Consider the following 8,548-nt stretch of genomic DNA (forward strand, 5'->3'; position numbering starts at 1 on the left):
TAGCGCAAGCTAAGGGGCAAAGGAAAGGGCAAAAGAAAAGGCTCCCGGGTTGATGGTGACAACCGGGGAGCCTGTCTCACGATGATGCTGGTCTGGCTTGTTGCCAAGCCGCCTATTCGGCCGGAACAGCAACCTGTTTGCGGCGGGGCTGCAGTCTCGCCCAGTTAGGACGGACATAGAGGAAGGTGCCGATCTTGATACGCTTGACGATTTCATACATCAGAATCGCCCCGATCACGGTCGCCGTAGCCACGAGGAAGGCGGAAAGCCCGGAATCGCCATTGCCGAATTTCAGCACGAGAATCCGCGAGATACCCATCGGCAGGAAGAAGCCCAGATAGATCGGCAAGGAACGTTGGCCACAGAAACGAAACACCTTTGCCAACTGGCGACCGAGGAAGAATTCATTGATGATGCCCATGAAATCGACAACAGCGATGAAGCCAAGCACCCCCATGATGATGGCAACGGGCACCAGCTCGCCATAACCAAACCAGACCACCAGCCCGTTGATGGTTGCCCAGAGCAGGATGCCTGCGACAGAGGCAGCCTTGTGCTGCCGGGCGGCGGCAGCGAGGGCAAACCAGAGGTCACGGCCGAAATGGCCAACCAGGAAGAAGACATAATAGGTCGAGAAGAAGTCGACGATCACCACACCGGTTCCGGTCAGCGTGAACTTCATGAGGATCGCCAAAGCAAACTGCAGCACCATCGGCAGCTTTTGGGTCAGTCTCAGGGCGACAAAGAAGATCGGCAACAGATAGATGAACCACAGCGGTCCAAACGGCTGCACGAAGGAAGCCAGATAATAGAGAACCGTTTCCTCAACGCTGGTCTGCTGGATGAAGAATGGTGCCTTGAAGGCAAACTCGATTGTCATCCAGAGAAAATAGAAATAGCCGAAATGGGCAAATTTCTTGTCCATGAAGACAGACCAGTCCTTGGTGATGGCGCGGGCGGCGAAAAGCCCCGCCACGGCAAAGAACACAGGCATGCGAAACGGCGTCGCATACGCCAGAACCACATGCATCCAGCCTTCGCCGAGAATCTTCTCCACTCCGTTGATGGAGTGCATGATCACAACAAGCAGGATCGTCAGCCCCTTGGCAAGGTCGACCCAATCCACATGTTGTTTGCTATTCGCTTCCTGATGAGCCACGAGTACCCCCACGCATCAACGCTAAAAGATTTTAAAAAGACATATGGCATTCACTTTTAACAGAATGACTGGTTTTTACTTAAGAATCTTTCCATTTGTTTACTTAACGTTAACAAAAGAACGAAAGCATTGATGCGGCTCGGTTAATTCTCATTCACAAATACTTGATGCGTTGAAATTAATACTTTTTTAACCATGTTTTCACAATTGATGCTGTTCAAAACAAGCGGTCTGTTTTTCCACCGGATGGCTGATGTCCCTCGCGAGCCAGATCCCGGCCCCACTCAAATGACCCCACCTTGCAAGCAGGAAACCGCAGACGTGAAGGTCCTTCCCTATCGGACAGCCTCCATGCAAGGAGACGCAGCCTGTGCATGGTCCGCCATGCTGCCATTATTGTTAACAAGACCTTTGGGTTCGGCGCTGTAGGATGTTCCTGCGCCACCAATGAGGGATTCTGTGCGATTCCGCCCATGAATTGCCTTATTATGGCACAATAGTCCCAAGCTGATTTTCCCAGAGCCTTCACAGGATCTCCTGTGCAAGGTCACCAAGACCCAATTCCGTCTCCGGCTCCCGCCTTGCGTGGATCCAGAGACGAACCAGACAGAGACCACGCCAAGAAACATGACGCCGAACCGCAATTCTCCCCCTCCGGGTTCTCTCAGTGACATCCGGCTGAGCGACGAGGACAGAAGCCAGCCGGGCTCTTCCTCCAAACGCAGCCAGAAACGACCGAAAAGAGCGGACGGCAAGGCACCCCAACGCAAGGGCAGCGGCCCGACGGGTGGGACCTCGGCAAGAGGACCACGCGGCGGTGATGCCGGTGGGGCGTCTGCCGGAGGGACATTTGGCGGTGGATCCGGTGGCGGCAACTCTGGCCGCGGCGGCGGGTCTGGCGGGAGCGGCGGTGGCCGCAAGGGTAGCAAACCCACTGGCCGGAAAACCACGTCCCGGCACGGGTCTTTCTGGGGAACGCTGTTCCGCCTCTCCAGACGGCTTGCCTATTGGATGGTGATTTTCGGGATCTGGGGGTCGATTGTTGCAGGTGGCATCGTCCTCTATTATGGCGCCAAGCTGCCTCAGTCGACCGACTGGAAGATTCCGGATCGCCCGCCGAACGTTCAGATCATCTCGGAAGATGGCGGGCTCATTGCCAACCGCGGCAAGACCGGCGGCCAGAAGGTCAGCATTTCCTCGATGCCGCCCTATCTGGTTGATGCGGTAGTGGCCATCGAGGATCATCGCTTCTTCCATCATTTCGGCTTCGACCCCATCGGCTTCACGCGTGCCATGGTGATGAACCTTGTGCGCGGCCGCGTTTCGCAAGGGGGCTCCACACTGACGCAGCAGTTGGCCAAGAACCTGTTTCTCGAGCACAAACGAACTCTCGAGCGCAAGGTGCAGGAGCTGATTCTGGCGATCTGGCTGGAGACGAAATATTCCAAGGAAGAGATCCTTGAGATGTATCTCAACCGGGTCTATCTGGGGTCCGGTGCCATCGGCGTCGACGCTGCAGCACGCACCTATTTCAACAAGCCCGCCTCGATGCTGACCCTTTCCGAGGCAGCAACCATTGCTGGTCTGCTGAAGGCTCCATCGCGCCTTGCCCCCAACAAGAATCCCAAGGAAGCTCAGGAGCGGGCCAAGCTCGTACTGGCTGCCATGGAGCGGGAAGGCTTCATCACGCCTGAAGAGCGCAAACTGGCGCTCACCCAGACCATCGACACGGTTGCCCGCCATCGGGCCAGCTCGCTCAACTATATCGGCGACTGGGTGATGGAGTTGCTGCCGGACCTGATTGGCGAGGTCAAGGAAGACGTGATTGTCGAGACCACCATCGATCTGCGCATGCAGACGCTGGCGGAAAAAGCCGTTGTCAACGCCCTCGACAAGGAGGGCAAGAAATACGGCGTGGAACAGGGGGCTCTGGTCAGCGCCACACCGCTCGGCGCCGTTCGGGCTCTGGTGGGCGGCAAGTCCTATCGCGAGAGTCAGTTCAACCGGGCGGTCGACGCCAAGCGGCAACCGGGCAGTGCCTTCAAACCCTTCGTCTATCTGACGTCGCTGGAGCTCGGCAACCGGCCAGACAGCATGCGGGTGGATGGTCCGGTTTCCTATAATGGCTGGACGCCGCAGAACTATTCCAAGAAATACATGGGGCAGATTTCGCTCCGGCAGGCCCTCGCCCTGTCGATCAACACGATTGCCGCCCAGCTGACCTTCGAGGTCGGGGCCGATCAGGTGGTCAACACTGCGCACAAGATGGGCATTCAGTCCAAGCTGGCCAACAACCTTTCCATCGCTCTTGGCACATCCGAGGTGACGCCGCTGGAGCTGGTGGGGGCCTACATGCCCTTTGCCAATGGCGGCGCCCGGGCCACGCCTTATGTCATTCAGCGCGTTGTCACCAAGGAAGGCAAGGTGCTCTACATGAACCCGAACATCCCCGGACCAAGGGTCATTGAGCCCAATATCCTCACGATGATGAACCAGATGATGCAGGAAACCCTGATCACCGGCACAGGCAAGAAGGCCATGCTGGCAGGCCGTCCGGCGGGCGGCAAGACAGGCACCAGCCAGAATTTCCGCGATGCATGGTTCGTCGGTTATACGGCCAATCTGGTCACCGGGGTGTGGTTTGGCAATGATGACGGCTCACCGACCAAACATGCCTCCGGTGGCAATCTGCCTGCGGAGGCGTGGAAGGCCTATATGGTCGGGGCGCACAATGGCATGACGGTCGCCAACCTGCCCGGCGTCAGCATGGAGCAGATCGCCGAAACCCGTCGCATCGCCGGTGGCGAGGAGAAACCCTGGATCAACCCCGATCTGCTGCCGGCAGGACAAAGCGCCATGCCACTGCCCAAGGAACGCAAGGGTCTGTTTGAACGGCTGTTCGGCAACTGATCTGGCGGGTGCCGGAAAAGAGCTTCAATGGATGTCAGTCGGCCTCTGCGCCATAGGCGTGGAGGCGGCGGCCATTGTCCTTCAGCCAGGTCTGCCCGGCTTCATAATCAGGACAGATGCGGGCCACATGGGCCCAAAAGCGATCGGAATGGTTCATTTCCCGCAAATGGGCCACCTCATGAGCAGCCAGATAGTTCAGCACAAAGGGCGGCGCCATGATCACCCGCCAGGAAAAGGACAGAGTCCGGTTAGCGCTGCATGAACCCCAGCGGCTGGTGGTATCCTTGAGGCGGATGACCGCCGGCTTGACTCCAAGCGCTGCAGCATGTCGGGCAACCGCTTCTTCCAGATCCTGTTTGGCCTGCTTCCTGAGCCAGTCTGTGACCCGTCGGGCCATGTGGGATTCGTTGCCGGAGACTAGCAGGATGCTGCCTTCGTCAAGTTCAAGAAGCCGGACCGTGCCGCGCGCCACATCATTGTGTTCCAACGTATGGGGAACATCGCGCACCGGAATGACGGCTCCATGTTCAAACGGCACATTGGGCGCACGCCTGGTCTGCCGGTCGACCAGCCAAGTCACGTTCTTTTGCAGGAATTGCTGGACCTTGCTCTCGCCAAGCCCCGGCGGACAGGTGGCGACGGGTTCGCCGGTCTTGCTGTCAAGGCGCAGGATCAGGCGCTTGGCGCGGGCATTGGGCTTGAGGCGCACCTCGATTGCCTGCCCGGCATGATGCAGGGTTACCGTCGGCGGCAATTTCGAGGTCCGTCCGGGTGGCATCCGTTTTCTCAATGCAGGTCATACTCCCTCAAGCGCAACAGCACAGATCCATATGGGGCCACGAACCGGCCACGTCAACCGTGACCGACCGGTGCGCTTTCCGCGAACACACCAGCGACAAAACTATTTGTCAAACTGCAGGTGAACCAGATTGGCATAAATGCCCTGCTGGGCCAGCAACTCGTCGTGACTGCCCTCTTCGATCAGCCGCCCCTGCTGAATGACACAGATTTTGTCAGCATTGCGAATGGTTGAGAGCCGATGGGCGATAACCAGCGACGTGCGGTTTTCACTCAGCCGGTCAAAGGCGGCCTGCACCTTGGCTTCCGATTCGCTGTCCAGCGCCGAAGTGGCTTCATCGAGCAGCACGATAGGAGCGTTCTTGAGCATGGCGCGAGCAATGGCGAGGCGCTGCTTCTGGCCACCAGACAAGGCCGTGCCGTTTTCGCCGATCAGGGTGTCATAGCCCTGCGGCTGGTTGACAATGAAATCATGGGCAAACGCATCCCGTGCGGCTGCCTCGACCTCTTCATCCGAAGCGCCCAGACGCCCGAAGCGAATGTTTTCCCTGATCGTGCCAGCAAACAGCACCGTGTCCTGAGTGACGAGCGCAATGTGACTATTGAGCGATGAGAGGGTGCAGTCCCTGATGTCGACACCGTCAATCACAATGCGCCCCGTGGCAACATCGTTGAAGCGCTGGACAAGGCTCATGATCGTCGACTTGCCGCCCCCGGATGGGCCGACCAGCGCCGTGGTCTTGCCGCCGGGAATGGTGAGGGAAAGGTCGTCCAGCACCGGCTCGTCAGCGCCATAGGTAAAGCGAACATGCTCGAAGGCAATCTCGCCTTTGCTGACTTCAAGGGCCGCGGCATCCGGCTTCTCATGCAGGCGGGTCGGCCGATCGAGGATTTCAAACATCAGACGCACGCCGACAAGGCCACTTTCCATGTTGACCTTGAAGCGGCTGAGGCGGCGGGCGGGATCACTCGCCAGCAGCAGCGCCGTCAGGAAGGAGATGAATTCGCCCGGGCTCTGACCACCAAGGATGGTCCGCCAGCCACTGTAAAGAATGACCAGTGCGATGGCAAAGCCGCCGAGCGTCTCCATCATCGGGTTGGTGCGCGCGACAAGGCTGGCGATCTTGTTGGCGCGTTTCTCGACGCCATAGATCGCATCGTCCATCTTTGCGGTCATCACCGTTTCCAGCCCGAAGGTCCGGATGATGCGAAAGCCGAGAGCACTTTCCTGCATGGTCTGGGTGGTCTGCGTCAGCGAGAGAAACTGCTCCTTGGCGATCCGTTTGACCCGGCGCACCAGAAGATTGATCATGAAGACGGCCGGAGGCGCGATGACCAGAGCAATCAGCGATAGCAGCGGATCCTGAAACACCATCACGCAGACAAGCCCGATCAGCGACAGCGCGTCGCGCCCGATGCTGGTGATCAGAATATCCATCACCTGACGGGCTGCGGTGGCGTTGTGAGAAATCCGGGTGATCAGCTCGCTTGACGGGAAGTCGTGGAAGAAGTCTGCCCCTTGGCCAAGGAAGTGGCGATACATCTTGCGCTGCTGGTCGGCCACAATGGCGTTGCCGATCCGCGCCAGAATGGTTGTTTGCCAGTAGGTGGCAAGCCCTTTGGCAACAAAGATCACCATGACGATCAGCGAGATGATCCAGACCTTGCTAAAGTCCTTGGACACGAAGATCCCGTTGACGATGTCCTTCATGATCCAGGCGCTCAGCGCCGTAGTGCCGGCCACAACTGCCATCAGACAGATGGCAAGGGCATAGCGCTTGGCATGAATATGGAAGTTTTCAGACAAAAGCCGATAGATAAGATATCGCGAGCTGGATTGATCTGAGAAGAGACGGTCCCGAAAGGTGCGGATGGTATCGGCTATCATGCCATTCCTTCATGCTTCCTGATGGGCAAGGAAGCACCACAGGAAGCCAATGTCTGCAAACTGGAATTGTTGTTGGCCCTCTGTTTATCGTCTTTCGCTCCGATAGCAAAGAGGAATCGGCCTTTTCCCTTGTGCCGAAGTTTCGACCACAACGAAAAAGGCGGCGAGAATAGCCCCGCCGCCTTTAGCATTGTCATAAGAACAATCGTCCTATTCGAACTGGGACGCAGAGTAGTATCCGCTATCAACCAGAATTTGTTTCCAGTTATCCTTGGTCACGGCAACTGGCTTCAACAGATAGGACGGGACGATCTTGTTGCCGTTGTCATAGGTCTTGGTGTCGTTGATTTCTGGTTCGCCGCCATTGATGATGGCGTCTACCATGCCAACGGTCACCCCAGCCAGAGCGCGGGTGTCCTTGAAGACGGTTGAATACTGCTCACCCTTGATCATGGCCTTGATGTTGGCCACTTCGGCGTCCTGACCAGTGATGATCGGCATCGGCATGTCCTTGGTGCCGTAACCAACGCCCTTCAGGGAAGAAATGACGCCAATTGCCAGGCTGTCATTGGGAGACAGAACGCCATCGATCTTCTTGTCGGTATAGAAAGCGGAGAGAAGGTTGTCCATGCGAGCCTGAGCCGTTGCGCCATCCCAGAACAGGGTGCCGACCTTGTCCATACCCATCTGACCAGAGACGATCACCAACTTGCCACTATCAAGATATGGCTGCAGAACAGACATGGCGCCATTGTAGAAGAAATAGGCGTTGTTGTCGTCTGGAGACCCGCCGAAGACTTCAATGTTCAGCGGACGATTGGCGTTTTCAACGTCGAGGCCTTTCAGCAGCGATTCCGCCTGAATGACACCAACCTGATAGTTATCGAAGGTGGCGTAATAGTCTACATTCGGAGACTCACGGATCAAGCGGTCATAGGAGATGACCTTGATGTCCGAATCTGCAGCCAACTGCAAGGCGCCGGACAGTGCTGTACCGTCAATCGAAGCGATCACAAGCACATTGACCCCCTTGAGGATCATCGTTTCGATCTGACGCAGCTGTGTGGCCACATCATCGCTTGCATATTGCAGTTCAGCTTCATATCCCGCAGCCTTAAACTGCTTGACCATGTTATCGCCATCATCGACCCACCGCGCCAAAGACTTGGTCGGCATGGCGATGCCAACCGACCCCTTGCTCGCAGCTTGTGTCAAAGATGAAGAGAAAGACAGCCCCAATGCCAGTGCCATTGCCCCGACAGTCACTGATTTAATCAGCTTACCAAATCCCAGCATAGATACCTCCCTAGCCAGCAAAATATGATTTGCATCCATAAACGGATCCCAGCTTGGCGCTCCTCAAATGCCGAACTGAAATTCGATTGTGGCAGACCACTCCATTCCTCCTTCGAGTGGATCCTACGTTATATTATTTTTATCTCGTAAATTAATTCAAGAAAAATAAGACGGTATCCACCGGGAATGGCGGGGCATCATATACATTCTGTAATTTTATTGCTTAATATCGGTCATTTTTAACAGTCACTTCAATTTCTTGGTCTTTTAATTTTTACAAACAAAACAAATCTGTTTTTCATAACATTGTGGTTTTTGTATTACAGACTTTTCTGGAGGTCTAGGTCTGTTGATGATTTGGCTTTTCTTTAGAACGCCAAACCCCCCGTCAGTACGCGACTGAGCGGGGGGTTTTAGGCATTGTTTGTTATTAGCAGGCCCGGCAGCGACCTACTCTCCCACGTCTTGAGACGGAGTACCATTGGCGCAGAGGATAT

Annotated in this window: 5 protein-coding genes; 1 reads left to right on the top strand and 4 read right to left on the bottom strand. The window is 56.3% G+C overall.

Annotation, left to right across the window (positions count from 1 at the left end; all coding sequences use genetic code 11):
• Positions 1–112: 112 nt before the first annotated feature.
• Positions 113–1,159 (bottom strand): acyltransferase family protein, encoded by a 1,047-nt coding sequence (locus DSL70_RS21760; RefSeq protein ID WP_162916988.1) that lies wholly within the window; start codon positions 1,157–1,159, stop codon positions 113–115.
• A 585-nt stretch (positions 1,160–1,744) separates the two neighbouring features.
• Here DSL70_RS21760 and DSL70_RS21765 point away from each other — a divergent pair.
• Positions 1,745–4,069, top strand: a complete 2,325-nt coding sequence (locus DSL70_RS21765) for a transglycosylase domain-containing protein (RefSeq protein WP_245418312.1) — start codon at positions 1,745–1,747, stop codon at positions 4,067–4,069.
• Between the two features lie 34 nt (positions 4,070–4,103).
• Here DSL70_RS21765 and DSL70_RS21770 read toward each other — a convergent pair whose 3' ends face one another.
• The 3 genes from DSL70_RS21770 to chvE all read right to left on the bottom strand — a co-directional run bounded on the left by DSL70_RS21770 (position 4,104) and on the right by chvE (position 8,006).
• The gene (locus tag DSL70_RS21770) at positions 4,104–4,847 is read right to left on the bottom strand and encodes a M48 family metallopeptidase (protein ID WP_119310094.1); all 744 of its coding nucleotides are present in this window, start codon (positions 4,845–4,847) and stop codon (positions 4,104–4,106) included.
• A 123-nt stretch (positions 4,848–4,970) separates the two neighbouring features.
• A complete protein-coding gene (locus tag DSL70_RS21775) occupies positions 4,971–6,755 on the bottom strand; it encodes an ABC transporter ATP-binding protein (protein ID WP_119310095.1) in 1,785 nt (594 codons plus the stop codon).
• A 210-nt stretch (positions 6,756–6,965) separates the two neighbouring features.
• Positions 6,966–8,006: a multiple monosaccharide ABC transporter substrate-binding protein gene (chvE, locus tag DSL70_RS21780; protein ID WP_119310097.1), complete on the bottom strand. Its 1,041-nt coding sequence runs from the start codon at positions 8,004–8,006 to the stop codon at positions 6,966–6,968.
• Between the last annotated feature and the right edge of the window lie 542 nt (positions 8,007–8,548).

Origin of the sequence: Cohaesibacter haloalkalitolerans (genome assembly GCF_003574655.1) — a bacterium.
GTDB classification, from domain to species: Bacteria; Pseudomonadota; Alphaproteobacteria; order Rhizobiales; family Cohaesibacteraceae; genus Cohaesibacter; species Cohaesibacter haloalkalitolerans.